This window comes from Neisseria sp. MVDL19-042950 (genome assembly GCF_030504625.1).
Taxonomy (GTDB): Bacteria; Pseudomonadota; Gammaproteobacteria; order Burkholderiales; family Neisseriaceae; genus Neisseria.
The window spans coordinates 305,406-331,261 of the sequence record NZ_JAUKWH010000002.1; the positions used below are offsets into that span (position 1 = coordinate 305,406).

Consider the following 25,856-nt stretch of genomic DNA (forward strand, 5'->3'; position numbering starts at 1 on the left):
TTTTCAGACGGCCTCTTTAGTTTTAATGCCTCGATCCTGCAAAAGACATGCTTTTGTAAACCATATATTTGCTCGATACCGCCGCGATTATTCCAACCAATAAAGCTCCCAAAATATCCAACGGCCAATGCACGCCCAAATAAATGCGCGACCACGCAATAGTCAAAACAATCGGGGAAACCAATAATCCCAAAGCACGCGTCGGCTGCAATGCCAGCAAGCCGGCTAAGGTGGCAAAAACACTCGTCAGATGCTTGCTCGGAAACGACGACGAGGCATCGTGAGGCAGAAAATTCGTGCCCAACTGCAATAAAAACGGACGGGGATGATACCAACCTTTTCTAATCAGATAAGTGATGGCGACACCGATAACAATGCTGAAAACTATGCTTAACCAAACACGCTTGTTGTTTTTATGTTTTGCGACTAAGTATATGAATAAAATAAAAAAGAACCACACGATTAGATACTCGGCGGAAAAAATAGCAAAATAAATGCTGTGCGAGTATGCATCTTCATCCGCATTGATCATCATAAACAAATACTTGTTTAATTCATGCAGCACATCCATCTCCCTTATACTTTTTAAAAGCACCTTTAATGATGTTATATCATCATTATTAGCTGAAAATTAGGATAAGAGTAGTTGTTTCGAAAAAAATTCCCACTATCATGCAAACAGGCGCTACGAATACGCCGCCATAATTGTTTCAGACGGCGGAAGCGCACAGCAGCTCTGCATACCGCCATCACATTATCGCGTATAATCTCCGCCGTTACCGTATCAGACAACCGACCATGACCCCGATCCAACTCGAACACACCGCCACCGTATTGGCCGATATGCTCACTTTCAAGCAACCCGCCGATGCCGTGCTTTCCACCTATTTTCGCGAATATAAAAAATTAGGCCGGCAAGACCGCTACGAAATCGCCGAAACGGCCTTTGCCGCCCTGCGCCATTTTCAAAAAATTTCCGCCGCCCTGCGCCGCCCCCACGCGCAACCGCGCAAAGCGGCTTTGGCCGCACTGGTGCTCGGCCGCAGCGTGAATATCAACAGCATTAAAGATTGGCTCGACGAAGAAGAAACCGAGTTTTTAAGCAATTTAAAAGCCCGTAAAACCGAGTTTTCAGACGGCCTCGATACCGCTTCCGAACTGCCCGATTGGTTGATCGGCACGCTGCAAAAACATTACGGCGAAGCCGACATCCTCGCCTTCGGACGCAGCGTCAACCAACCCGCGCCGCTGGATGCCCGGGTCAACACCTTAAAAAACAAGCGCGATAAAGTGCTGGCCGAATTGCAGGCGGAACAGCTTGATGCGGAAGCTACACCGTATTCGCCGTGGGGCATCCGCTTCAAAGAAAAAATAGCCCTCAACAAACACCCGCGCTTTCTCGACGGCACTCTGGAAGTGCAAGACGAAGGCAGCCAGCTTTTGGCTTTGCTGCTCGGTGCGAAACGCGGTGAAATCGTAGTGGATTTCTGCGCTGGAGCGGGCGGTAAAACTTTGGCCGTCGGCGCAATGATGGCCAACAAAGGCCGCATTTATGCTTTCGATATCGCCGAAAAGCGCCTCGCCAATCTTAAACCGCGCATGGTTCGTGCCGGATTGACCAACATCCATCCCGAACGTATCGGCGGCGAGACCGACCCGCGCATCGGCAGACTTTACGGCAAAGCCGACCGTGTGCTGGTAGACGCGCCCTGCTCCGGTTTGGGCACGTTGCGCCGCAATCCCGATCTGAAATACCGCCAATCGCCCGAAACCCTTGCCTCCTTGCAACAGCAGCAGGCATCCATTTTGGCCGAAGCGGCCAAGCTGGTTCATGAAAAAGGCCGCTTGGTTTACGCCACTTGCAGCATTCTGCCCGAAGAAAACGAAATGCAGGTGCAGCGTTTTTTAGACAACCATCCCGATTGGCACGCCGTCGATTGCGCCGCGCTGCTAAGTAGCTATAAAATTCCGCTCGATACAGGCGTATACTTACGGCTGGATTCGGCCAAGCATCAAACCGACGGCTTTTTCGCCGCCGTGTTGGAACGCAAAAATTGACCATTTATTCACAGGAACCCACATGAGCATTCAAGAGCAAATCAAAGAAGTTGTTACCACCCACCGCGTCGTGCTGTTTATGAAAGGCACCAAGCAGTTTCCGCAATGCGGTTTTTCTTCGCGCGCCGTGCAATTGTTGCAGGCTGCCGGTTGCGAAGACTTCGTTACTGTAAATGTTTTGGAAAACGATGCCGTACGCCAAGGCATCAAAGAATACAGCAACTGGCCGACCATTCCCCAACTGTATGTTAACGGCGAATTCTTGGGCGGTTCCGACATCATGATGGAAATGTACGAAGCCGGCGAACTGCAAGAAGCGTTGAAAGTTTGATTCGGCAGTAACCTTTCATAAAGAGGCCGTCTGAAAAAGAAATTTCAGACGGCCTCTTTTTATCGTTCTCTTTTAAAACTATCAATGTTATGATTATTTCATAATAAAACGGGAAAACCTTACATGAGTATCAAACAATGGCCGGAAGGCGAACGCCCGCGCGAAAAGCTGTTGGAGCGCGGTGCGGGTGCGTTGAGCGATGCCGAACTGCTGGCGGTATTGCTGCGGGTGGGTACGCGCGGCATGAGTGCGGTGGATTTGGCGCGCCATCTGCTCAACGAGTTCGGCAGCTTGGGGCGGCTGATGAGTGCGGAGATGAAAGAATTGTCGGCGCACAAAGGCATGGGGCTGGCGAGCTATACGCAGTTTGCCGTGGTGCGCGAAATCGGGCGGCGGATATTGGGCGAAGAGTTGCGAGAAACCGCCGTGTTGAATAATCCGCGCGAGGTTGCCGATTTTCTGCGTCTGCATCTGGCACACCAACGTGTGGAAGTGAGCCTTGCGCTGCTGCTGAACCGGCAAAACCAGTTGATTGCCATGCACGAATTGGCGCGCGGTACGGTGGCGGAAAACACCGTTTACACCCGCGAAATCGTCAAACTCGCGCTCGACGAATACGCCAGCAGTATCATCATTGCCCACAACCACCCCGGCGGTTCGCCCGAGCCTTCCGATGCCGACATTGCCTTCACGCACAAACTGGCGCAGGCTTTGGATTTGGTGGATATCACACTTTTAGACCATTTCATCGTAACCGCCCGCCAAGTAACGTCTTTGCAGGAGCGCGGCTTGATGCGCGCGGTGTAGAGACACATTCAAGGCCGTCTGAAAAGCGTTATAATTCCGCCATTCTTTTTTCAGACGGCCTCTTACCTTCATGCTTTCTTCCGCCGATTTAGACTTCGACCGCCGCCATATCTGGCACCCTTACACCTCGGTGATCGATCCGCTGCCCGTCTATCCCGCCGCCCGCACCGAAGGCGTGTACATAGAGCTTTCAGACGGCCGCAAGCTGGTGGACGGCATGTCGTCGTGGTGGTGCGCGCAACACGGCTACAATCATCCCGAAGTGCTTGCCGCCGCCCACAAGCAGCTCGACACCATGCCGCACATCATGTTCGGCGGCATTACCCACGAACCCGCCGTCCGCCTGTGCCAAAGCCTGAAAACCATGCTGCCCGAAAATCTCGACTGTATTTTTCTGGCCGATTCCGGCTCGGTGGCGGTGGAAGTTTCCTTGAAAATGGCTTTGCAATACTGGCATGCACGGGGCGAAGCGCGCAGCAAATTTCTCACTATCGAACGCGGTTATCACGGCGACACCTTCGGTGCCATGAGCGTGTGCGACCCCGTGAATTCTATGCATAATCTTTACCGCCGTTTCCTGCCCGAGCACATTTTCGTGCCCGCCCCGCAAAGCCGCTTCGACGGAGAATGGCGGCCAAGCGATATCGCCGCTTTTCAGACGGCCTTATCGCAACATCACAACGATATTGCCGCCGTGATTCTCGAACCAATGGTGCAAGGCGCGGGCGGTATGCGCGTGTATCATCCCGAATATTTGCGGCAGGTGCGCACCTTGTGCGACGAATACGGCATCTTATTGATTCTGGACGAAATCGCCACCGGCTTCGGGCGCACGGGCAAGCTGTTTGCCTGTGAACACGCTGCCATCCAACCCGATATCATGTGTATCGGCAAAGCCCTCACCGGCGGCATGATGACGCTTTCCGCCACCTCCGCCACCCGCCATGTCGCCGAAACCGTATGCGGCGGCGAAGCGGGCGTATTCATGCACGGCCCCACTTTTATGGGCAACCCGCTGGCCTGCGCCGTGGCCGAAGCTAACATGCAGATACTCAAACGCAACGAATGGCAGGCGCAAGTCGCCGCCATCGAAGCACATTTTCAGACGGCCTTAACGCTGCTTGCCGCCTATGAAAACGTGGCCGACGTGCGCATCATCGGCGCCGTCGGGGTGGTCGAAACCCGCCGCCCCGTCAACATGGCTGCCATGCAGCAGTTTTTCGTGCAGCAAGGCGTGTGGATTCGGCCGTTCGGCAAGCTGGTTTACCTGATGCCGCCTTACATCATCCGCCCGCACGAATTGCAACGGCTTACCGATGCCGTAGGCGCGGCCGTTCAAAAAACAGAATTGTTTCAATAACAAGGAATCATCATGGATTTGAAAGAAACCCGACTCAGTTCCGAGCCGATTTTCCAAGGCACGTTCATCAACATCACCCGCGACACCATCCGCCTGCCCAACGGCAACGAAAGCATGCGCGTGGTCATCCGCCACCCCGGTGCCGCCTGCGTGCTGGCCGTAACCGACAATGACGAAGTGGTGCTGGTACGCCAATGGCGCTACGCCTGCGACCAAGCCCTGCTGGAACTGCCCGCAGGCAAACTCGATGCCGGCGAAGACCCCGCCGTCTGCGCCCTGCGCGAACTGGCCGAAGAAACGCCCTACATAGCCGACAGTGTCAAACTGTTGCACACTTTCTACACCGCGCCCGGTTTCTGCGACGAATTGATGTATCTCTACCAAGCCGAAGGCGTGCGCGAGGGCAGCACGCTGCAGAACGATGAAGACGAATTTACCGAAACCGTGCTGATGAGCCGCGAAGAAGTGAAAGCGGCGTTGAAAAACAACCAAGTTTCAGACGGCAAGACCTTGGCCGGTTTGCAATATTGGCTGCTGAACAGCTAACTATCTGCTTTAAAACAATCAGGCTGTCTGAAAAAATTTTCAGACGGCCTGATTGTTTTATATCGGTAACAGCGGATAACAAGCGGGCATCATGTAGCAACGGCCGGATAATGCTTGGAAATATCCGGCTGCGGCGGCCCTACCCGCATCAAGCAGCGGTTTGCTCCAACTCTAGCGAAGCCGCCAATAACGACAAACGCGCCATCACGCCGTAAACATACAAGCGGTTGGGTTCGTTGTCGGGGTTGTCGATGTCCACATGCGGCACGCCTAAATTTTGCCATTGCTCGAATACGCGTTTGCATGTTGCCAGCAAAACCGGATCGGCATTGCCGCTGCTGTGAACCGACGGAATGCTCTGCTCGAGCGGCACGAATAACATGCCCGAAGCGTTCAGGTTTTCGTCGGCTCCCCGCCCTTCGTGCACACGGTAAAAGCCGCCGATAACAAACCTGTCCATCATGTAAACCACGGGTTCGGCTACGGCACCGTTTAAGGTTTCGTAGGTGTAAATGCCTTCTTGCACAATCACTTCGCTGACTTCCAAACCTTCTTTGACTTTGGCCATTTTATTGCGGCTTTTGCGGTTCAGGCTGCGCACTTCATCGGCGGATTTCACACTCATCACACCCATGCCGTAAGTGCCCGCATCGGCTTTTACAATCACAAACGGTTTGTCGGTAATGCCTTTTTCATCGTATTTCGCCTGAATCTTCGCCAACATCCGCTCCACGGCATCGGCCAGAGCATCTTCGCCTTCGCGTTCTTGAAAATCCAAACCGCTGATTTGTTCGAAATAAGGATTGATCTGCCATTCGTCGATGCCGATCAACTCGGCGAACTCGGCCGCCACTTGGTTATATGCGCCGAAATGGGTGGTTTTCCGGCGGGTTGTCCAGCCTCCGTGCAACGGCGGCAACACGGTTTGGTTCAGCCCTTTCAGAATTTCGGGCACGCCCCCGGAAAGATCATTGTTCAACAACACCACGCAGGGTGAAAACCCGTCGGCCAGATGCACGCGCTCACGGGTACGCAGCAACGGCTCCAGCAAGATTTTATCGCCCAAAGCGGTTTCAAATTCGGTCGGTTCGGCGATGTCGGGATTCAAACTGCCCAAACGCACTTCAAAACCCGCCGAACGCAAAATGCTGCTGAGTGCATAAACGTTTTGCAGGTAAAAAGTGTTGCGGGTATGGTTTTCCGGCACGATTAATACCGATTTGGCTTCTTTACAGGCGCGCTCTACCGCATCTTGGGCGGCTACGGCGGCCAGCGGAATAAAATTGGGATTCAGATTGTTGAAGCCGCCGGGAAACAGGTTCATATCGATGGAAGCCATTTTATAGCCGCTGTTGCGGATATCGACCGAACCGTAAAACGGCGGTTTGTGTTTTCCCCACTGAGAACGGAACCACGCTTCGATTTTGGGCTGATTGGTTAAGATTTTGTATTCAAAATCTTGCAATTGGCGGGCGTATTCGGCGGAAATAACGGGCAGGCTCATGGTTAGGGCTTCCATTAATAGAGTTGAAAAACGGAAACATGATAGATTTTTTGATGGTTTGCGACAAGTTTTTCAGACGGCCTCAACAAAATAAGACAATTTGTCTAAAAATATATAAAATTAATTCGAAAACAATTTGAGAACAAAAAAATTAGACAAAAAAGATTGCAATTGCCGTCCGAACACCATAATATGGCAGCACTCGAACCATTTAACCTCCTTAAACAAAAGTACAATGATGAATCCGCAAACCCTCTACGACAAACTCTGGAACAGCCATATCGTCCGCCAAGAAGAAGACGGTACGGTTTTACTCTATATCGACCGCCATCTGGTTCACGAAGTAACCAGCCCACAAGCCTTTGAAGGCTTGAAAATGGCCGGACGCAAACTGTGGCGCGTCGACAGCGTGGTTTCCACCGCCGACCACAACACGCCCACCGACAACTGGGACAAAGGCATCCAAGACCCGATTTCCAAGCTGCAAGTCGACACTTTAGACGGCAATATCAAAGAATTCGGCGCGCTGGCTTATTTTCCGTTCAAAGACAAAGGCCAAGGCATCGTACACGTGATGGGGCCGGAACAAGGTGCCACCCTGCCCGGCATGACCGTGGTTTGCGGCGATTCGCACACTTCCACCCACGGCGCATTCGGCGCATTGGCACACGGTATCGGTACTTCCGAAGTCGAGCATGTGATGGCTACCCAATGTATTACCGCCAAAAAGTCCAAATCCATGCTGATTAAGGTCAACGGCCGTCTGAAACCGGGTGTAACCGCCAAAGACGTAGCCTTATACATCATCGGCCGAATCGGCACCGCGGGCGGCACGGGCTATGCAATCGAATTCGGCGGCGAAGCCATCCGCTCGCTCAGCATGGAAGGCCGCATGACCTTGTGCAATATGGCGATTGAAGCCGGCGCGCGTTCGGGCATCGTGGCGGTGGACGACACCACCATAGAATATGTAAAAAACAAACCTTTCGCTCCCAAAGGCGAAGCATGGGAGCAAGCCGTTGCCTACTGGAAAACGTTGGTTTCCGACGAAGGCGCACCATTCGACAATGTATTCGAGTTTGATGCCGCCGATATCGAACCGCAAGTAACGTGGGGTACTTCGCCCGAAATGGTGTTGGACATCAACGGCAAAGTGCCGAATCCGGCGCAAGAATCCGACCCCGTGAAACGCAGCGGCATGGAGCGCGCCCTCGAATACATGGGCTTAACCGCCGACACGCCGCTGAACAAAATTCCGGTAGATGTGGTGTTTATCGGCTCCTGCACCAACAGCCGCATCGAAGATTTGCGCGAAGCCGCCGCCGTAGCCAAAGGCCGCTTAAAAGCGGATAACGTGAAGCGCGTTTTGGTGGTGCCCGGCTCGGGTTTGGTTAAAGAACAAGCCGAAAAAGAAGGTTTGGACAAAATCTTTACCGAAGCAGGTTTCGAATGGCGCGAACCGGGCTGCTCGATGTGTTTGGCCATGAATGCCGACCGCTTGGAGCCGCAGGAACGCTGCGCTTCCACCTCTAACCGCAATTTTGAAGGCCGCCAAGGCAACGGCGGGCGCACTCATTTGGTGAGCCCTGCTATGGCGGCTGCTGCTGCGGTGACCGGACACTTTACCGATGTTCGCAATCTGTAAAGATAAGCATGCCGTCTGAAAATTTTTCAGACGGCATGCCCTTTCAAATTGTTTTTTAAAAAGAATTTTGGCATTATAGAAAGCACAGCAATAAACATTGTCTGTACTTTCAAAAATACTAAGGAGCTTAACTATGAAAAAAATCGTATTGGCCGCTTTAACTGCCCTGACTTTGCTTTCAGCCTGCAACACCGTATCAGGCTTCGGTAAAGACGTATCAAAAGCCGGCGACAAACTGGAACAAAGTGCAGACCGCCACGCACACTAAATAGTGAAGCACGCCCCCGCACGCTATCGGGGGCGTTTTTAAACCGCCCCGAAAGTACATACAATGAAAGCATTTACACAAATCACCGCACTGGTTGCCCCGCTCGACCGCTCCAATGTGGATACCGACGCGATTATTCCCAAACAATTCTTAAAATCCATCAAACGCTCGGGGTTCGGCCCCAACTGTTTCGACGAATGGCGTTATCTCGACCACGGCGAACCGGGTATGGACAACAGCAAACGCCCTATCAACCCTGATTTTTCACTCAACCGGCCCCGCTACCAAGGCGCGCAAATTCTGCTGACCCGCAAAAACTTCGGCTGCGGCTCATCGCGCGAGCATGCTCCGTGGGCTTTGGACGACTACGGTTTCCGAGCCGTTATCGCCCCTTCTTTCGCCGATATTTTCTTCAACAACTGCTATAAAAACGGTTTGCTGCCGATTGTGTTGAGCGAAGAAACCGTGGACAAACTATTTAAGGAAACCGAGGCCAACGAAGGCTACAAACTCTCGATTGATTTGGAAAAACAAACCGTTACCACGCCAAGCGGCGAATCTTTCGGCTTTGACATCACCGAACACCGCAAACACTGCCTGCTCAACGGCTTGGACGAAATCGGTTTGACCCTGCAACACGCCGATGAAATCAAAGCATTTGAAGCCAAGCGCAAACAAGCGCAGCCGTGGTTGTTTAATGCCTGATTAAACGTGTCAGGCCGTCTGAAAAATAAAACCGCACCCCGAAAGTCGGATTTCCAACCACTTTCGGGGTGCGTTTTTTTATGGCCGCCGTACGCCGACGTTCAGGCGGTACGGCCATCAAATTAGATGTTTGGCAGGCCGCGGCTTCAATCCGGCATACAGTCCGCATCGTCTTCGGCCAAAATCATCGAGCCGATACCTTTGTCGGTGAAAATTTCCAACAGCAGCGCATTGGGCAATCTGCCGTCGATGATATGCACGGCCTTCACGCCGTTTCGCGCAGCCTCCAGAGCCGAACTGATTTTCGGCAGCATGCCGCCGTGCAGCGTGCCGTTGGCAATCAATTCGTTAATACGCTTCAGGGTTAAGCACGGCATCAACTCGCCGTTTTCGTCCATCACGCCGGCGATATTGGTAAGCAGCAGCAGTTTTTCGGCATGCAAGCCTTCCGCCAGTTTTCCCGCCACCAAGTCCGCATTAATATTGAACGCCTCGCCTTGCCTGCCCACGCCGATAGGGGCGATTACGGGAATATGCCCGTGCTCGATAATATCTTTAATCAGCGTGCAATCGATGCTTTCCACTTCGCCCACCTGCCCGATGTCGACTCCGCTGCGTTCGGGCGTATCGACAAGCAGTTTTCTGGCTTTGATGAAATGGCCGTCGCGTCCGGTGATGCCTACCGCCTTGCCGCCATAAAGGTTGAGCAGCGACACGATTTCTTTGTTCACATGGCCGCCCAATACCATTTCGACGATATCCATCGTTTCGCCGTCGGTAACGCGCATTCCCTGCACGAATTCGCCCTGCTTGCCGACCTTGTTCAGCATCTCGTTAATCTGCGGCCCGCCGCCGTGCACAATCACCGGATTGAGCCCGCACAATTTCAGCAAGGCAACGTCTTTGACGAAACATTCTTTCAAATACGGTTCGGTCATGGCGTTGCCGCCGTATTTGATCACGATGGTTTTGCCGGAAAAACGGCGGATATAAGGCAGTGCCTCCGATAAGATTTCCGCTTTTTGGGCCGGTGAAATATGTTTGGTATCGCTCATGGTTCCTCTGTATTCCGAAAAGTTTCGATATTCGTTAAAACGGTTTATATGAAAACATCGGGCTCATGTTAAAACATCGGTTGGCCAAATACAATCGAACAGGCCGTCTGAACACCGCTTTTCACACCGATGCGGCTTTCAGACGGCCTTTTATAACAAAATCATCTTAAATTAAAACCAACCATTCTTTCCCTTTTTCAGACGGCCTCATTAAAGTAAAGCGCATCGAGGCCATCTGAAAAGAACACATCATGTCTATCCAAAACCACCACCTCAACTGGCTTGAAGCCGAATCCGTCTACATCATCCGCGAAGTGATTGCCGAAGCGAAAAACCCCGCGCTGCTGTTTTCCGGCGGCAAAGATTCCGTGGTGCTGCTCGCACTGGCCGTAAAAGCCTTCCAAATCGAAGGCCGGCCGCTCAAGCTGCCGTTCAAACTGCTGCACGTCGACACCGGCCACAACTACCCCGAAGTGATTGCGTTCCGCGACCAAACCGTCGCCCGCACCGGCGTGGAGTTGGTGGTAGGCAGCGTGGAAGATTCCATTAAACGCGGCACGGTGGTTTTGCGCCGCGAAAACGACTCGCGCAACGCCGCCCAAGCCGTTACCCTCGTCGAAACCATTGAAGAACAAGGTTTCGACGCGCTGATGGGCGGCGCACGGCGCGACGAAGAAAAAGCCCGCGCCAAAGAGCGCATTTTTTCCTTCCGCGACGAATTCGGCCAATGGGACCCGAAAAATCAACGCCCCGAACTCTGGAGCCTCTACAACACCCGCCTCTTCCCCGGCGAAAACATGCGCGTGTTCCCCATTTCCAACTGGACAGAACTCGACATCTGGCAATACATCGCCCGCGAAAACCTCGCCCTGCCGCCGATTTACTACGCCCACGAACGCGAAGTGGTAGAACGCAGCGGCCTGCTCGTGCCCGTTACCCCGCTCACACCCAAGCGCGACGGCGAAACCGCGCAAGTGCGTAGCGTGCGCTTCCGTACCGTCGGCGACATTTCCTGCACCTGCCCCGTAGCCAGCACCGCCGCCACACCGGAAGACATCATCGCCGAAACCGCCGCCGCCACGCTTTCCGAACGCAGCGCCACCCGCATGGACGACCGCGTTTCCGAAGCGGCCATGGAAGAGCGCAAAAAAGCAGGATATTTTTAAGCAAGCCCGCCGTTATCTCCGGCGCTTCCGTGCCGTTCAAAAAGGCCGTCTGAAAGCGAGCTTTACGAGCTTCGCTAAAACTTTTCAGACGGCCTTTTCTTCTTTTATAACAAAATTATCTTTAATTAAAACCAACCATTCTTTCCCTTTTTCAAACGGCCTCTATACAGTTGCATACAACGAATTTTAAGAGCCTCTGCCATGTTATTACTGAAAACCCCCAGCGTTTTACCCGGCTTCAAAATCAGCCTCGGCCTTACGGTGTTGTGCCTGTCGCTCTTGGTGGTGCTGCCGTTTACCATGATGGCGGTAAAAGCGGGCGAAATCGGCTGGACGGCGTTTTGGCAGACCATTTCCGAGCCGAACGTATTGGCGGCGGTGTGGCTCACGTTGCGGATGTCGTTCTATGCCATGCTTACCAATATCGTGTTCGGCACTTTGGTGGCGTGGGTGCTGGTGCGCTATGAATTTCCCGGCAAAAGCATCGCCAATGCACTGGTGGATTTGCCGTTTGCGCTGCCGACGGCAGTAACCGGCATTGCGCTGGCCACGCTGTATGCGCCCAACGGCTGGATGGGGCGGTGGTTTGAACCGCTGGGCATCAAAATCGCGTTCACACCCATCGGCATTTGGATTGCGCTGGTGGTGGTGAGCCTGCCGTTTATCGTGCGGGCGGTGCAGCCGGTGTTGGAAGAATTATCGGGCGAATACGAAGAAGCGGCGGCCACTTTGGGCGCAAACCGCTTCACCACCTTCCGCCGCGTGCTGCTGCCCGAAATCGCCCCCGCCCTGATCACCGGCGCGGGCATGATGTTTGCGCGGGCAACGGGCGAATACGGCTCGGTGATTTTTATCGCGGGCAATATCCCGATGGTTTCCGAAATTCTGCCGCTGGTGATTACCGGCAAGCTGGAGCAGTTCGACGTGCAGGGCGCATCGGCCGTGGCTTTGTTTATGCTGATGATTTCGTTTGTGATTTTGTTTTTGCTGAACATCGGCCAATGGGCTTTGAGCAAACGGGCGGGCGCGAAAGTTTGAGAGTTGAGGCCGTCTGAAAAGTTTTAGCGAAACCCGCACGGCTCGCTTTCAGACGGCCTCTAAAAGTAAACCGATAAAAAAAGACCAAACCTAAAAAACCATGAAAACCAATCCACCCAATCCCAACCTTACCGAACCGCGCTGGCTGCGGCTGACGCTGATTGCCGTTGCGCTGGCGTTTCTGCTGCTGATGCTGGTGGTGCCGCTGGCCGCCGTGTTTTACGAAGCCCTGAAAGGCGGATGGAATCTGTATCTGCAATCCATTACCGACCCCGAAGCGTGGTCTGCCATCAAGCTCACGCTGATTACCGCTGCGGTGGTGGTGCCGGTAAATGCCGTGCTGGGCGTGGCGATGGCTTGGCTGCTCACCCGCTTCGACTTCCGCGGCAAGCAGTTACTCACCACCCTGCTCGATTTGCCGTTTTCCGTGTCGCCCGTGGTGGCCGGTTTGATGTTTGTGCTGCTGTTCGGCGCGCACACCGCATTCGGCGGCTGGCTCGAAGCGCAAGGCATTCAGATTATTTTCGCCATTCCCGGCATTATTCTCGCCACGCTGTTCGTTACCTTTCCGTTTGTCGCCCGCGAACTGATTCCGCTGATGCAGGCACAGGGCGACAGCGAAGAACAGGCCGCCCTCATTCTCGGCGCAAACGGCTGGCAGATGTTTTGGCGCGTAACCCTGCCCAACATCAAATGGGCACTGCTCTACGGCATCATCCTCACCAACGCCCGCGCGATGGGCGAATTCGGCGCGGTGAGCGTGGTTTCGGGGCACATCCGCGGCGAAACCAACACCATTCCGCTGCTGGTGGAAATTTTCTACAACGAATACAACTTCACCGGCGCATTCGCCCTCTCCGGCGTGTTGGCCCTGCTCGCACTGGCCACCCTCGCCCTGCAAAACATCATTACCCGCATTCAAGAACGCAAACTCGCCGCCGCCGAAAGGAACGCCGCATGAGCATCACCATTCAAAAACTCAACAAACACTTCGGCTCATTCCACGCCCTCAAAAACATCAACCTCAACGTGCCCACCGGCAAACTCGTATCACTGCTCGGCCCGTCCGGCTGCGGCAAAACCACCCTGCTGCGCATCATCGCCGGCTTGGAAAACGCCGACGGCGGCAGCATTCTGTTTGACGGTCAAGACGTTACCCGCAAGCATGTGCGCGAGCGCAAAGTCGGCTTCGTATTCCAGCACTACGCCCTGTTCCGCCACATGAACGTGTTCGACAACATCGCCTTCGGCCTCACCGTATTGCCCAAATCCGAACGCCCGAGCAAAGAGCGCATCCGCGCCAAAGTGGAAGAATTACTGCAACTCGTGCAGCTTTCGCATCTGGCCAAAGCCTACCCACACCAACTTTCAGGCGGCCAACGCCAACGCATCGCCCTCGCCCGCGCATTAGCCGTCGAACCCAAGCTGCTGCTGCTCGACGAACCCTTCGGCGCACTCGACGCCAAAGTACGCAAAGAGCTGCGCAAATGGCTGCGCGACATCCATCACGAACTCGGCGTAACCAGCATCCTCGTTACCCACGACCAAGAAGAAGCCCTTGAAGTATCAGACGAAATCGTCGTGATGAACCACGGCCGAATCGAGCAGACCGGCACCGCGGAAAGCCTCTACCGCCAGCCCGAAAACGCCTTCGTAACCGAATTTCTCGGCGAAACCGACGCCTTCGAAGGCAGCATCGAAAAAGGCGAATGGCACTACAACGGCTTCAGACGGCCTCTCGACCTTTCCGGCGCATGGCAGGAACAAACCGCCACCGCCTACGTGCGCCCGCACGAATGGACGGTTGCCGCTGCCGACGAAACGCCGATGCTCAACGGCCGCATCCACACCATCCGCTCCGCCGGCGCGCTCACCCATCTGACCGTAGCGGAAAACAGCCGCGACATACACATCACCTTTGCCGACAGCGACGCCGTCCGCCTCGGGCTGGCGGTCGGACAGAATATCGCGCTGGTGCCGAAACAAATTTACGTATTTTCTCAAAATGAACTGATTGATTTTTCGATTTAGGCATTTAAGTGCCGAGGGGAAATGTTGTAAGATTATTTTTCCGACACTCTAGGCAAACGGAATGTTTTTTACCCGGAGAGGCCGTCTGAAAAACGGCTTGCAGTCGGATTCACCTCAATGATTTACGTTGAAGAAATTCATCATACGAATTTGATTTTATGTATTTTTTACTCAACAAGGAAGTGAGCTATGAAATTTAAAACCATGCTTTTTATCGGTTTGACCGGCTTGGTATCTTCAGCATTCGCCGCCGACAACTATCAATTGAGCACCCATATTTTGGATATCAACAAAGGCAAACCCGCGCCGCATGTCAGCGTGGAACTCTATAAATTGGGAGCCAACGGCCAATGGCGTGAAATTGCCGAAAACAAAACCGACGGCAACGGCCGGATCAAAAACTTTTTGCCGTTAAAACCCGGTACCGACAATAAAGGTATCTATAAACTTAAATTCAAAACCAAAGAATATTTTGCCAAAGATAAAGTCGACAATTTCTACCCGTTTGTCGAAGTTTCTTTCGAGTTGAAAGACAACAACCATTACCATGTGCCGATTACCCTGTCGCCGTTCGGTTATTCCACATACCGCGGCAACTAACCGCCGGATGGAATGTAGAAAGGTCTTGGCCGTAAAATAACCGCACCTTATAAAGCAGGGTATTCAAACCTGCTTTATAAGGTGCGGTTTCATATCGGTCGGTGCGTTCGAGAATACCGCTTTAAAAATCTTTCAGACGGCCTTTACCCGAAATTTTTTAAAACTTCACACCTTTGTGCAACGCCACGACACCGGCGGTCATGTTGTGATATTCGACGCTGTCGAAACCAGCATCCAACATCATTTGCTTCAAAGTTTCCTGATCCGGATGCATGCGGATGGATTCGGCGAGATATTGGTAGCTGTCGGCATCTTTGGCGATCATCTTGCCCATCAGCGGCAGCAGTTTGAATGAATATAAATCATAAGCCGGAGCCAACGGTTTGAATACTTTTGAAAATTCCAACACCAACAATGTCCCGCCGGGTTTCAATACGCGGTGCATTTCTTTTAAGGCGGCATCTTTGTGCGTCATGTTGCGCAAACCGAAGGCAACGGAAACAAGATTGAAATAATTGTCCGGAAACGGCAGTTTTTCGGCATCGGCCAGCGATACGGGCAGAATCAATCCTTCGTTCAGCAAGCGGTCGCGGCCTACCGTGAGCATGGATGAGTTGATATCGGTAAGCCATACTTCGCCCTCTTTGCCCACACGTTTCGCCCAGCCGCGCGACAAATCGCCCGTGCCGCCGGCAATATCGAGCACCTTGTCGCCTTTGCGCAAGCGTGCGGTGTTGATGGTGAAATGTTTCCACACCCGATGCAGGCCGCCCGACATAACGTCGTTCATGATGTCGTAGTTTTTGGCTACGGAATGAAAAACTTCGGCCACTTTGCCTGCTTTTTCGCTTTCATCGACGGTTTGATAGCCGAAATGGGTTTTGTTGTCGCTCATACTTTGCTTTCCATGTAATCTTTAATGTTTTCCGCAACCGCCCGAACCGCACGAACGCCCTGCCCTCTGTGCGTCGGCATCGTCAGCCGCGGGAATACGCGATGCGCCTGCGGCTTCGATTCTGCATAAATAATCCGCCCACATTGTATCGTATCCGCGGACGAGTTGATACAGGTAATCCCAATCGTAAAGCCCGCTGTCGTGGCCGTCTGAAAAAACGATTTTGAGGGCATATTGCCCTACCGGTTCCAAGCCCGTAATGGTTACGTCCGCCTTGCCGGTTTGTAATACTTCTTGGCCGGGCGCGTGGCCGCGCACCTCCGCGCTAGGCGAATAAACGCGCAAAAACTCGGCGGGCAGGCTTCGGGAAAGATCGTCGTATACCAAAGTCAAGGCGGTACGGCTGCTTTGCAGGCGGATTTCACGGGGAATTTTATATTTCATGGCAATGCCTTTTTGCTTGGCCGGTAATGTGCGCAGGCACCCTCCGGCTCGGAACGGTATTTTAACAGCTTGAAAGGCCGTCTGAAAAAATGTTTCAGACGGCCTTTTTCATGTTGCCGTAGGGCCGTTTGAAAGCAGCCGCGGTTATTTTTGCGGATCAATCAAAAGCGCCCTTGCGTTTTGCTCCGACCATAAAAGTTTGGCGGTTTGCCGCAATCGGGTTTGGATAATCGTGCGGTGCAGTTCGGGCAAACGGCTGAGATAACGGGCATCTCCGTAATGCCTGTGGCTGGCGGCCAGCCGTTCCAGCCAAACTTCGGGGTTTTGGCGGCGTTTGGCTTCCTGTTCGATAAACAGCCGCTGTAAATTGTATGCTTCGCTTTTGCTGATGTTTTCAGGCAGCCTCGTTAAAACCTGCCGGGCGGCCTGCCATGCTTCGGCGGCCTGTTCGGGCGTGGTGCTGAAAAACAAATTGCTTTCCACCCTGTTATGGGAAGGCTGCGGCATGGCGCTGAATTTTACGCCGTATGCGCTTTGGCGGCGGCTGCGCAATTCGTCTTTCAAACGGGCATTGGCAAGGTTGACCAGCAGCGGAATCTGCTCGGAAGTATCCGGCGTCCAATCGTAAAATGCCTGCCACGACCACGCGTTGATGTCGGTGCCGTCGGTATCGTTAATCGGTGCGCGGCGCAAGGTCGAACCTTCTTGCAACGCAGGCGCGGTATGAACGGCCGTGCGGCGCGGAATGTCCGCCAAATATTGCGCCAGCAGCGTTTTGATTTTTTCAGACGGCATGTCGCTGACGATATAGTAGTTCACCGGAGAAGAAGCGAGGTTTTGCCATCGGTTCAGCAGTTCGCCGCGGCCGAGTGCGCGGATTTCATCACCGTTTGCCGGCCGGCTTTCCGGAACGCCGAAGCGAAGCTGCTCCAGCTCCAATTCTTGCCTGCCGGGAACGGATTGCAGATAAATAGGCAGTTTTACGGCTTCGGCTTCCAAAGTTTCCTGCCAGTTGTCGGTTGTCGGCGCAGTTTGGCGGCTGCGGTAAAGTTGCAGCAGCTTTTCAAAGCCGGCTTGCGGCACTTGCGCATCGGTAATTTGTTTGTCACCGCTTAATTGGTAAGCAAATTTTATGCCCTGCTGTTGCTGCCATTGCTTGAGTTGCGTGGCTGTAAAGCCTGCGGGAGCAGAGTTCGCAATAATTTTTGCCGCCAATTGCGCCTGCCATGCGTTCACGCCGCTGTGCAGATAACCCGTTTCGCTGACGGCTTTGAAATAGAGCTTGCCGTTTGCCGAAGGATGTTGCAGTAACACGGCTTTATCTCCGTTTTCAAACTGGAGATAGCTTACTTTATTATCGCTGTCGTACCCCTCGGAAACGATTCTGCCCTGCCCCTTGTGAACGGTAAAAAACGGTTTGTCAGCAACAGGTTGCGTTGCCGCTTTCGCTTTGCCTGCGGGTAAAGGATTGATTTTCGGCGGCACGGGCTTTTCCGAGTTCGGCGCTTGGATAATCAACAGTTTATCGTCTGCACTCAGCCATTCGCCGATGCGTTTGTTTACGGCGGCGGTATTGATGCGGTAGAGCTGGCCGCGCTCGGTCTTACGATTTTCTCCGGTGGGCAGCGGTTTGTCGTTCAGCAGAATATTATCGACAAGAAGAACGGTTTGATCGAGATTGTCCGCCAAACCGGTCGGTTTCATATTGCCGTGCAATACTTTGCGGTAGGCTGCGACTTCTTCGTCGGCAGCAGGCTGCTGCAAAATGTGTTGCTGCAACTCGCGCAGATTATCGGTTGCGGCTGCATGCCGGTTCGGGGCGACATCCATATAAAAGCCGAGCGAACCGGTTTTTTTACCGATATTGCCGGATTTCAACGACACCGGCTGTCCTGATTGTTCGATGCGCCGATGGATGATGTATGCGGCAAAGTTGTCCAGCAGCTGCTGGTAGTATCCTTCGGTATTATTGCTTTGAGACAAAGCGTTATCGAAACGGAAAATCAAAGCGATTTTGCTCTCGGTATTGTCTTTGTCGCGCACATATCCGGTATGCCAGCCGGTTTTCAAGGCGGGCTCGTATTCCTCGGGGCGGCGCTCCGGCAGCGGAATCGGTTTCAGACGGCCTAATGAGGTTTCTATGGCGGCTGCGGTTTGTGCGGGATCAATATCGCCCATCACCACCAGTACGGCATTGTTGCTGCCATACCATTTTTGCCGGAAGGCATCGATAGCATCGACTCGGGCATTTTCAATGGCCGTTTTACCGCCGATCGGCGCATAACGCGCTTGCCGCGAACCGCTGTATAACAAAGCGTGTTCCTGCCTTTTCAGACGGCCTTCAAGCGTTTGCTGCTGCCGCCATTCGCTCAGGATAACCTGTTTTTCTTTTGCCCAGTCTGCCGGAGAGAAACTGCGCGGAGACAGTATTTGACGGTAAACGGCCAGAGCGTTGCCAAGCTGTTTTTTCCCTTGTGGGGGAGTGAGCAGGTAACGGGTGAAATGATAACCGGTTTGGGCGTTGTAATGCCGGCCGAGCTGCCAGCCTTGCTTGTTGAGTGCGTCAGATAAACCTGCGGGGAAATCGGGGGCGCTCTGAAAAACCATGTGCTCGACAATATGCGCCAGCCCCTCTTCCCCTGCGTTTTCGTCCGCCGCGCCGACATTGACCTGCAAACGCAATACCAACCTTTTATCAGCCGAAGGAACGTGAAAAATGTGATACGCCAAACCGTTGGCGAGCTTGCCTTGCATGTGGGCAATTTCCCCCGCACGCACAAACATTGCGGCGGAGACAACCGACATCATCAGAATCAGGCGGATAAATAACATGGTGTAATGTGGAAGCCGTTATTTTTATTAAACGGCATTATGCCTTGTTTTATCCGTTCTGAATACCGTTTATCCTGCCATTTTTGCAGACTTTAAATCGGATGAGGCCGTCTGAAACAAGATTTTCAGACGGCCTGCCTTACTTGCATTCAAACCGGTAATCTGCCGGATGGCTGTGATTTAAGCCAACACGCCCAAAATCACGCTGCTGGCTTTAAACAAGGCCGTAGCACGTTGGCCGGGATGCAAATCGAGTTGTTCGGTGCTTTGCATAGTAATGCCTGCGGTAATGGAAACGTCATTACCCAAATCAATCGTAACAACCGAGTTTACCGCTCCGCGTTCAACATTGCTGATGATGCCGTTTAATTGGTTGCGGGCTGAGAGTTTGATGTGCTCCAGATCAGTCGCAATGATGATGCCGGTCGATTTGATTAGCGCAACAACCGGGCTGCCTTCTTTAAGTGCCAGATTTTCGCAGCTTTCGCAAGTGATGATGGCGGTTAATTCGTGTCCGCTCGGCAGATTGATAATGACTTCGTTGTTTACGGCACCTTGTTTGATGCGTTTTACGGTACCTGCCAATTGGTTGCGTGCGCTGGTTTTCATGAAGTATTCCTTTTCCGGATAAATAAATTTCAGAAGCTGAAGCCGATGGTTAAAACGATTGTAAAACCTGCCGAATCAATCGTACAAGGTTATTTTGCATATTTATATTTTGCCTTATTCATTCCCACAGGCTTATCTAAACCGTCTGCAACCATGATTTCAGACGGCCTCTGCATGAAAACTGGGATTGTACCCGCCCTTAAAAGATTTTTAAGCCTGCCGCTATACGACAAGAACTAATTATAAAGAACTATACTACCTATTCTAAAGAATTACGCATCCTGCTCTTTCGGGCAATTCTTCCCTTGTTCTAATGCTTTGTGATAAGCCTCTTTGGAAGCATATTTTTTGACATACGGCTGTTTTATATTGTCAGGTATCCGAAAAAGGTTTTAAAAACAGCTTTAGCACCATAAAGCACAAGTGAGGGACACTCCATGAGCCACTTTTTAGACCGCCTGAAATTTTTCAGCCAAAAACACGAACCCTTTGCCGACGGGCACGGTGTGCTCACCGAAGAAGACCGCAAATGGGAAGATGCCTACCGCAGCCGCTGGCAGCACGATAAAGTGGTGCGCTCCACCCACGGGGTGAACTGTACCGGTTCGTGCAGTTGGAAAGTTTATGTGAAAAACGGCCTGATTACTTGGGAAACCCAGCAGACCGACTATCCGCGCACCCGCCCCGATTTGCCCAACCATGAGCCGCGGGGCTGTCCGCGCGGGGCTTCGTACAGTTGGTATGTGTATTCCGCACAGCGTGTGAAATACCCGATGATACGCGGCGTGTTGGCGGAAATGTGGCGTGAAGCGCGCAAAACCATGTCGCCGGTTGAGGCTTGGGCGTGGATCGTGGAAGATGAAAACCGGGCTAAGTCGTATAAAACCCAACGCGGCTTGGGCGGCTTTGTGCGTGCGTCTTGGGACGAGGCCAATGAAATGGTGGCGGCGGCCAATGCTTACACCGTTAAAAACTACGGCCCCGACCGTGTGATCGGCTTCTCGCCGATTCCCGCCATGTCGATGGTGAGCTATGCCGCAGGCGTGCGCTATTTGAGCCTGCTCGGAGGCGTGGCGATGTCGTTCTACGACTGGTATTGCGACTTGCCGCCGGCCAGCCCGCAAATTTGGGGCGAGCAAACCGACGTGGCCGAGTCTGCCGACTGGTACAACTCGAATTACTTAATGGTATGGGGTTCCAACGTGCCGATGACACGCACGCCCGATGCCCACTTCTACACCGAAGTACGCTACAAAGGCACCAAAACCGTGGCCGTGTCTTCCGACTTCGGCGAGATGGCGAAGTTTGGCGATATTTGGCTTGCGCCGAAACAAGGCACCGACGCGGCTTTGGCGATGGCGATGGGTCATGTGATTCTGAAAGAGTTCCACATCGACAACCCTTCTCCTTATTTCACCGATTATGTGCGCCGCCTAACCGATATGCCGATGTTGGTGTGCTTGGATGCCGACAGCAAAGGCTACGCACCCAAATACTTCCTGCGCGCGTCCGAATTGTCTGCATTCGGCGAAGAAAAAAACGCCGATTGGAAAACTCTGATATGGGACGAGCTTTCAGACGCCCTCTGCCTGCCCAACGGCTCTATCGGTTTCCGCTGGGACGGCAGTCAAAAATGGAACTTGGAAACCCGTGCACAAGATAAAGAAGTCCGCGCCGCCCTGTCGCTGAAAGAGCGCGCCGATGAAGTGGTGAACGTAGGCTTTACCTACTTCGGCGGCGAATGCGACGACATGATTTACCGCAAAGTGCCCGCCAAACGCATTCCGCTGGCCAACGGCGAAACCGCGTTGGTAGCGACTGTGTTTGACCTGATGGTGGCCAACTACGGCGTGGACAACGGCTTGGGCTGCGAAAATGTTGCCAAAGATTATTTCGACGACAAGCCCTACACGCCGGCATGGCAGGAAAAACACACCGGCGTGAAACCGGAGCTGGTGATTCAGGTGGCTCGCGAGTTCGCCCAAAACGCCCACGACACCGAAGGCCGCAGTATGGTGATTGTCGGTGCCGGTTTGAACCACTGGTACCACATGGATATGGCGTATCGCGGCATTATCAATATGCTGATGATGTGCGGCTCTATCGGTAAATCCGGCGGCGGCTGGTGCCACTATGTAGGCCAAGAAAAACTGCGCCCGCAAAGTGGCTGGATTCCGTTGACGTTTGCTACCGACTGGCACCGCCCGCCGCGCCAAATGAACAGCACTTCGTTCTTCTACGCCCATACCAGCCAATGGCGGCATGAAAAAGTGCATGTAGATGAAATTCTGGCCGCCAATGCCGACGGCAGCATGGGTTCGCTTTCCATGATCGACTACAACGCCAAAGCAGAACGCATGGGCTGGCTGCCGAGCGCGCCGCAATTGGGCGCAAACCCCTTGGATATTGCCGATCAAGCCGCTGCCGCCGGAGTGGATGCCGCCCAATATGTGGCAGGCCGTCTGAAAGACGGTTCGCTGGATATGGCGTGTAACGACCCCGACAACCCGCAAAACTTCCCGCGCAACCTGTTTGTGTGGCGTTCAAACCTGCTCGGTTCTTCGGGCAAAGGCCATGAGTATTTCCTGAAATACCTGCTGGGCACGCAAAACGCCGTGTTGAGCGACGAAAACGACGAAGAGTGCATCAAGCCGTCTGAAATTACCGTGCGACCCGCCGCCGAAGGCAAACTTGACCTGCTGACCGTACTCGATTTCCGCATGTCCACCACCTGCTTGTACAGCGACATCGTATTGCCGACCGCCACATGGTACGAAAAAGACGACCTCAACACCTCGGATATGCACCCGTTTATCCACCCGCTCACCGAGGCCGTGCAGCCGCTATGGCAAAGCAAAACCGACTGGGAGATTTACAAAGGTTTCGCTAAAAAATTCAGCGAGTTGGCCAAAGACTACATCGGCGTACGCAAAGACATCGTGCTCACTCCGCTGATGCACGACAGCCCGCAGGAACTCGGCCAGCCGTTTGACCCGAAAGACTGGAAACACGGCGAATGCGACCCGATTCCCGGCAAAACCATGCCCGCAATTACCGTCGTCGAGCGTGATTACGGCGCGATTTACGAAAAATTCACTTCAGTCGGCCCGTTGCTGGAAAAAATCAACAACAACGGCAAAGGCATGGCTTGGGACACCAAGCACGAAGTTGAATTCCTGCGCAAACTCAACGGCGTACAAGCAACCGGCGTAGGCAAAGGCCAGCCGAAAATCGAAACCGCCATTGATGCCTGCGAAATGGTGCTGACCCTCGCGCCCGAAACCAACGGCCACGTTGCCGTTAAAGCATGGGAAGCGTTGAGCAAAGCCACCGGCCGTGATCACTCGCACCTGATTAAATCGAGCGAGCACACCACCATCCGCTTCCGCGATATCGTCGCCCAGCCGCGCAAAATCGTAACCTCACCGATTTGGTCGGGCGTGGAAAGCGAAGAAGTGTGCTACAACGCCGGCTATACCAACGTGCACGAACTGATTCCGTGGCGCACCATCACCGGCCGCCAGCAGTTCTACCAAGACCACAAATGGATGCGTGATTTCGGCGAACACTTGTGCGTGTACAAGCCCGCCGTCGATTTCAAAACCACCAAAAAACTGCTCGGCAAATATCCTAACGGCAACAAGGAAATTACGCTTAACTTCCTCACGCCGCACCAAAAATGGGGCATTCACAGCACCTATTCGGAAAACCTGCGCATGCTCACCCTGTTCCGCGGCGGTCCGCACGTGTGGATTTCCGAAATTGATGCCAAGAAAGCCGGCATTGTCGATAACGACTGGGTGGAAGTGTTCAACGCCAACGGCACCATCGCCTGCCGCGCCGTGGTAAGCCAACGCATCCCCGAAACCATGATCCTGATGTACCACGCACAGGAAAAAATCGTCCACACACCCGCAGGCGAGGTTTCGCAAAAACGCGGCGGCATCCACAATTCCGTTACCCGCGCCATCCTGAAGCCCACCCACATGATCGGCGGCTACGCCCAGCTTGCTTACGGTTTCAACTACTACGGCACGGTAGGTTCCAACCGCGACGAATGGGTGATTGTGCGTAAGATGAACAAAGTGGATTGGATGGATGAACCGGCAAGGTGAGGCCGTCTGAAAAGCTTGGTATGTAAAAAATGCCTGTCTGAAAGGGAGTTTTCAGGCAGGCATTAATTTATTCATTTATAACCACTCTTCAGGAATTTCTCTAAAATCATCATAATTACAATATATCATTGTACCTTTTTTATCATTAATATTTATCTCATAAAAAGAAAATACCTCATCGTAACCAAAAAAAGGGGATAAATTGGGAGTAAATTCTTTTGTAAAAAAAATTCTATTAGGGTCTTTATATTCAAAATAATCAGAGTATTTTTTTAATTTATTGATTATAATAGTTTTTTCATTATTCCATTTGTTTTCAAAATTAGAATCAATATTTACATTTATGCGTCGGCAATAATGCAAGAAGGGTATTGATAGGGGGGCATTACTGCCAGTAATGATCGTTTCGCCATCCCCACCTTTTTTAAGTGTTATTACTGTTGGGAACATTTTTTTTTCTTTATATATAAAATATTGATTAAAAATATAAAGTTGCATTAAAAAAATAACTATTATAATTAAACTTTTTTTCCAAAAATTATATATTCCAATTTTATGGATCAATCTTAATAAAAAAAACCATATCCCAGATACTAATGTTAAAATCAATATAACAAAAAGAATACTAATCATTCTTTAGTGAACCTTGTGCTATTTTTGTCAAAACATAAATGGATTACCCTTGCATCATCAAGAAAAGGAATCATTTCTAGCCTTTGCAAAACGTCCATCATTGTTAATTTTGAAATATTTTTTATACCAAAATCTTTAAAGAGATTAACGCCAAGAGTAATAGTTTCTCTATCCGCAATATTATCATAATCACGAAGTTTATCTGTTTGTTCTTTGCCTGTTCTCTCTACATTTTTGCCTGATAAAATATTTGTACCTATTTGTTCCAAGCCTGCACCATCTAATAAAATACTGGCACTAAATCCACAAGCCATTCCAACATAACCATAATGTATATTGGACCATACATCATAAAAATAATCATGTTTTTTATATTTATGATAATGACTTTGTGATAAAGCAGCATTTTGTTTGTTACTTAACGGTCTATTTTTTACTGCAAAATTACTAAATTTTTTACGAATAATTGGTTTATGATCCCAAGGGCCATTTTGTCTTACCATCATAGTCCAAGCAATCATAGCTTCGACCAACATAGGCTGCGGCGGCTGTCCTAAACGTTTGTACCAAGGTAAAGCCTGCCATTCTTTCATACGACCTGAATGATCATTGTAATAACGTATCTGTTCAGCCTGTTTGCTTTTCACGTTACGTTTAATTTCGTCGACGATATATTCTGCAACTTTAACCGCTCCATCAATTTTGTGTTCACATGGCTGAGTAATTTTCTGCACAACCAAATAATTATCACCTTTGACAAATCTGCCTTTAGTAGTTTTCGTCTTATCTATTTCAGCCATTTTTCGTTCTTTCATCTAAATGCAAATGGATTTCTGCTGATCGCCCCGTTTCGCTATAGAAAATTTGCGTCATGCCATATTGATCTGTAACCCCTTCAATTTTTTGATAGTCAGCCAAAATCAATGTATATTTTTTATTAGCATAAGGCATACCGTCATCATTTTTTAGTTGGTATTGTAATTTGTAATTTCCTGTCATTTTAAAAAATGGTATTGCAGGAATGGCCATACTACTTGGCCCCGTAACCTCCCAAGCCGCCGCCTTCACCCGCACCACCTTCGGGCATCCCAATTCAATCTCGCCGTCCTTAATCCGGATATACGCCCCGCCACTGGTGAGCAGGATTTCCTCTTTCGCCGCTACGGTTACTTTGCCGGCACTACTGGTTAAGACGGCATCTTTCAGCGCATTGA

24 protein-coding genes are annotated in these 25,856 nt (G+C 51.9%); 14 read left to right on the plus strand and 10 right to left on the minus strand.

Going from position 1 to position 25,856, the window contains the following annotated elements:
• Window positions 1-22: 22 nt before the first annotated feature.
• A complete protein-coding gene (locus tag Q0X97_RS03130; RefSeq protein ID WP_302067664.1) occupies window positions 23-535 on the minus strand; it encodes an undecaprenyl-diphosphatase in 513 nt (170 codons plus the stop codon).
• Between the two features lie 263 nt (window positions 536-798).
• Here Q0X97_RS03130 and Q0X97_RS03135 point away from each other — a divergent pair, with 263 nt between their 5' ends.
• The 5 genes from Q0X97_RS03135 to Q0X97_RS03155 all read left to right on the plus strand — a co-directional run bounded on the left by Q0X97_RS03135 (window position 799) and on the right by Q0X97_RS03155 (window position 5,102).
• Complete coding sequence (locus tag Q0X97_RS03135) at window positions 799-2,058, plus strand: RsmB/NOP family class I SAM-dependent RNA methyltransferase (protein WP_302065546.1); 1,260 nt, start codon at window positions 799-801, stop codon at window positions 2,056-2,058.
• Between the two features lie 22 nt (window positions 2,059-2,080).
• Complete coding sequence (grxD, locus tag Q0X97_RS03140; RefSeq protein WP_085389775.1) at window positions 2,081-2,389, plus strand: Grx4 family monothiol glutaredoxin; 309 nt, start codon at window positions 2,081-2,083, stop codon at window positions 2,387-2,389.
• Between the two features lie 123 nt (window positions 2,390-2,512).
• Window positions 2,513-3,196 (plus strand): DNA repair protein RadC, encoded by a 684-nt coding sequence (gene radC / locus Q0X97_RS03145; protein WP_302065545.1) that lies wholly within the window; start codon window positions 2,513-2,515, stop codon window positions 3,194-3,196.
• A 70-nt stretch (window positions 3,197-3,266) separates the two neighbouring features.
• A complete protein-coding gene (bioA, locus tag Q0X97_RS03150; RefSeq protein ID WP_302065544.1) occupies window positions 3,267-4,556 on the plus strand; it encodes an adenosylmethionine--8-amino-7-oxononanoate transaminase in 1,290 nt (429 codons plus the stop codon).
• A gap of 12 nt (window positions 4,557-4,568) precedes the next feature.
• Window positions 4,569-5,102 carry an NUDIX hydrolase gene (locus tag Q0X97_RS03155; RefSeq protein ID WP_302065543.1) on the plus strand — a complete coding sequence of 178 codons (534 nt, stop codon included), beginning with the start codon at window positions 4,569-4,571 and terminating at the stop codon, window positions 5,100-5,102.
• A 148-nt stretch (window positions 5,103-5,250) separates the two neighbouring features.
• On the opposite strand, the gene gshA is transcribed toward Q0X97_RS03155, so the two are convergent.
• Entirely contained in the window at window positions 5,251-6,606 is a 1,356-nt protein-coding gene (gene gshA / locus Q0X97_RS03160) for a glutamate--cysteine ligase (RefSeq protein ID WP_302065542.1), read from the minus strand.
• Window positions 6,607-6,844: 238 nt separating this feature from the next.
• On the opposite strand from gshA, the gene leuC reads away from it, so the two are divergent.
• The 3 genes from leuC (at window position 6,845) to leuD (ending at window position 9,224) form a co-directional block, all read left to right on the plus strand.
• Window positions 6,845-8,251 carry a 3-isopropylmalate dehydratase large subunit gene (leuC, locus tag Q0X97_RS03165; RefSeq protein ID WP_302065766.1) on the plus strand — a complete coding sequence of 469 codons (1,407 nt, stop codon included), beginning with the start codon at window positions 6,845-6,847 and terminating at the stop codon, window positions 8,249-8,251.
• A gap of 133 nt (window positions 8,252-8,384) precedes the next feature.
• On the plus strand, window positions 8,385-8,519 hold the full coding sequence (locus Q0X97_RS03170; protein WP_302065541.1) for an entericidin A/B family lipoprotein: 135 nt from the start codon (window positions 8,385-8,387) through the stop codon (window positions 8,517-8,519).
• A 63-nt stretch (window positions 8,520-8,582) separates the two neighbouring features.
• Complete coding sequence (gene leuD / locus Q0X97_RS03175) at window positions 8,583-9,224, plus strand: 3-isopropylmalate dehydratase small subunit (protein WP_302065540.1); 642 nt, start codon at window positions 8,583-8,585, stop codon at window positions 9,222-9,224.
• 146 nt (window positions 9,225-9,370) lie between these two features.
• Here leuD and argB read toward each other — a convergent pair whose 3' ends face one another.
• Complete coding sequence (gene argB / locus Q0X97_RS03180; protein WP_302065539.1) at window positions 9,371-10,279, minus strand: acetylglutamate kinase; 909 nt, start codon at window positions 10,277-10,279, stop codon at window positions 9,371-9,373.
• Between the two features lie 251 nt (window positions 10,280-10,530).
• On the opposite strand from argB, the gene cysD reads away from it, so the two are divergent.
• The 5 genes from cysD to uraH all read left to right on the plus strand — a co-directional run bounded on the left by cysD (window position 10,531) and on the right by uraH (window position 15,114).
• Window positions 10,531-11,445, plus strand: a complete 915-nt coding sequence (gene cysD / locus Q0X97_RS03185; RefSeq protein WP_302065538.1) for a sulfate adenylyltransferase subunit CysD — start codon at window positions 10,531-10,533, stop codon at window positions 11,443-11,445.
• A 201-nt stretch (window positions 11,446-11,646) separates the two neighbouring features.
• Window positions 11,647-12,483, plus strand: a complete 837-nt coding sequence (cysT, locus tag Q0X97_RS03190) for a sulfate ABC transporter permease subunit CysT (RefSeq protein ID WP_302065537.1) — start codon at window positions 11,647-11,649, stop codon at window positions 12,481-12,483.
• A 100-nt stretch (window positions 12,484-12,583) separates the two neighbouring features.
• Window positions 12,584-13,444, plus strand: coding sequence for a sulfate ABC transporter permease subunit CysW (gene cysW, locus Q0X97_RS03195; protein WP_107727218.1), 861 nt, complete (start codon window positions 12,584-12,586; stop codon window positions 13,442-13,444).
• Window positions 13,441-14,514, plus strand: a complete 1,074-nt coding sequence (locus tag Q0X97_RS03200) for a sulfate/molybdate ABC transporter ATP-binding protein (RefSeq protein ID WP_302065536.1) — start codon at window positions 13,441-13,443, stop codon at window positions 14,512-14,514. Before cysW ends, Q0X97_RS03200 begins: the two co-directional genes overlap by 4 nt.
• Window positions 14,515-14,703: 189 nt before the next feature.
• Entirely contained in the window at window positions 14,704-15,114 is a 411-nt protein-coding gene (gene uraH, locus Q0X97_RS03205) for a hydroxyisourate hydrolase (RefSeq protein WP_302065535.1), read from the plus strand.
• A gap of 157 nt (window positions 15,115-15,271) precedes the next feature.
• Here uraH and ubiE read toward each other — a convergent pair whose 3' ends face one another.
• The 4 genes from ubiE to Q0X97_RS03225 form a co-directional block, all read right to left on the minus strand.
• Window positions 15,272-16,009 carry a bifunctional demethylmenaquinone methyltransferase/2-methoxy-6-polyprenyl-1,4-benzoquinol methylase UbiE gene (gene ubiE, locus Q0X97_RS03210; protein WP_302065534.1) on the minus strand — a complete coding sequence of 246 codons (738 nt, stop codon included), beginning with the start codon at window positions 16,007-16,009 and terminating at the stop codon, window positions 15,272-15,274.
• Window positions 16,010-16,030: 21 nt separating this feature from the next.
• Window positions 16,031-16,453 carry a DUF971 domain-containing protein gene (locus tag Q0X97_RS03215; protein ID WP_302065533.1) on the minus strand — a complete coding sequence of 141 codons (423 nt, stop codon included), beginning with the start codon at window positions 16,451-16,453 and terminating at the stop codon, window positions 16,031-16,033.
• 144 nt (window positions 16,454-16,597) lie between these two features.
• Complete coding sequence (locus Q0X97_RS03220) at window positions 16,598-19,285, minus strand: M16 family metallopeptidase (protein ID WP_302065532.1); 2,688 nt, start codon at window positions 19,283-19,285, stop codon at window positions 16,598-16,600.
• Between the two features lie 180 nt (window positions 19,286-19,465).
• Window positions 19,466-19,894 carry a molybdopterin-binding protein gene (locus Q0X97_RS03225; RefSeq protein ID WP_302065531.1) on the minus strand — a complete coding sequence of 143 codons (429 nt, stop codon included), beginning with the start codon at window positions 19,892-19,894 and terminating at the stop codon, window positions 19,466-19,468.
• 437 nt (window positions 19,895-20,331) lie between these two features.
• Here Q0X97_RS03225 and Q0X97_RS03230 point away from each other — a divergent pair, with 437 nt between their 5' ends.
• A complete protein-coding gene (locus Q0X97_RS03230; protein WP_302065530.1) occupies window positions 20,332-24,009 on the plus strand; it encodes a nitrate reductase subunit alpha in 3,678 nt (1,225 codons plus the stop codon).
• A 75-nt stretch (window positions 24,010-24,084) separates the two neighbouring features.
• On the opposite strand, the gene Q0X97_RS03235 is transcribed toward Q0X97_RS03230, so the two are convergent.
• The 3 genes from Q0X97_RS03235 to Q0X97_RS03245 all read right to left on the minus strand — a co-directional run.
• Window positions 24,085-24,642 (minus strand): hypothetical protein, encoded by a 558-nt coding sequence (locus Q0X97_RS03235; RefSeq protein WP_302065529.1) that lies wholly within the window; start codon window positions 24,640-24,642, stop codon window positions 24,085-24,087.
• On the minus strand, window positions 24,639-25,442 hold the full coding sequence (locus Q0X97_RS03240; RefSeq protein ID WP_302065528.1) for a polymorphic toxin type 44 domain-containing protein: 804 nt from the start codon (window positions 25,440-25,442) through the stop codon (window positions 24,639-24,641). Before Q0X97_RS03240 ends, Q0X97_RS03235 begins: the two co-directional genes overlap by 4 nt.
• On the minus strand, window positions 25,435-25,856 hold a 422-nt coding region (locus Q0X97_RS03245; protein WP_302067665.1), incomplete at its 5' end, for a DUF2345 domain-containing protein. The genes Q0X97_RS03245 and Q0X97_RS03240, both read right to left, overlap by 8 nt.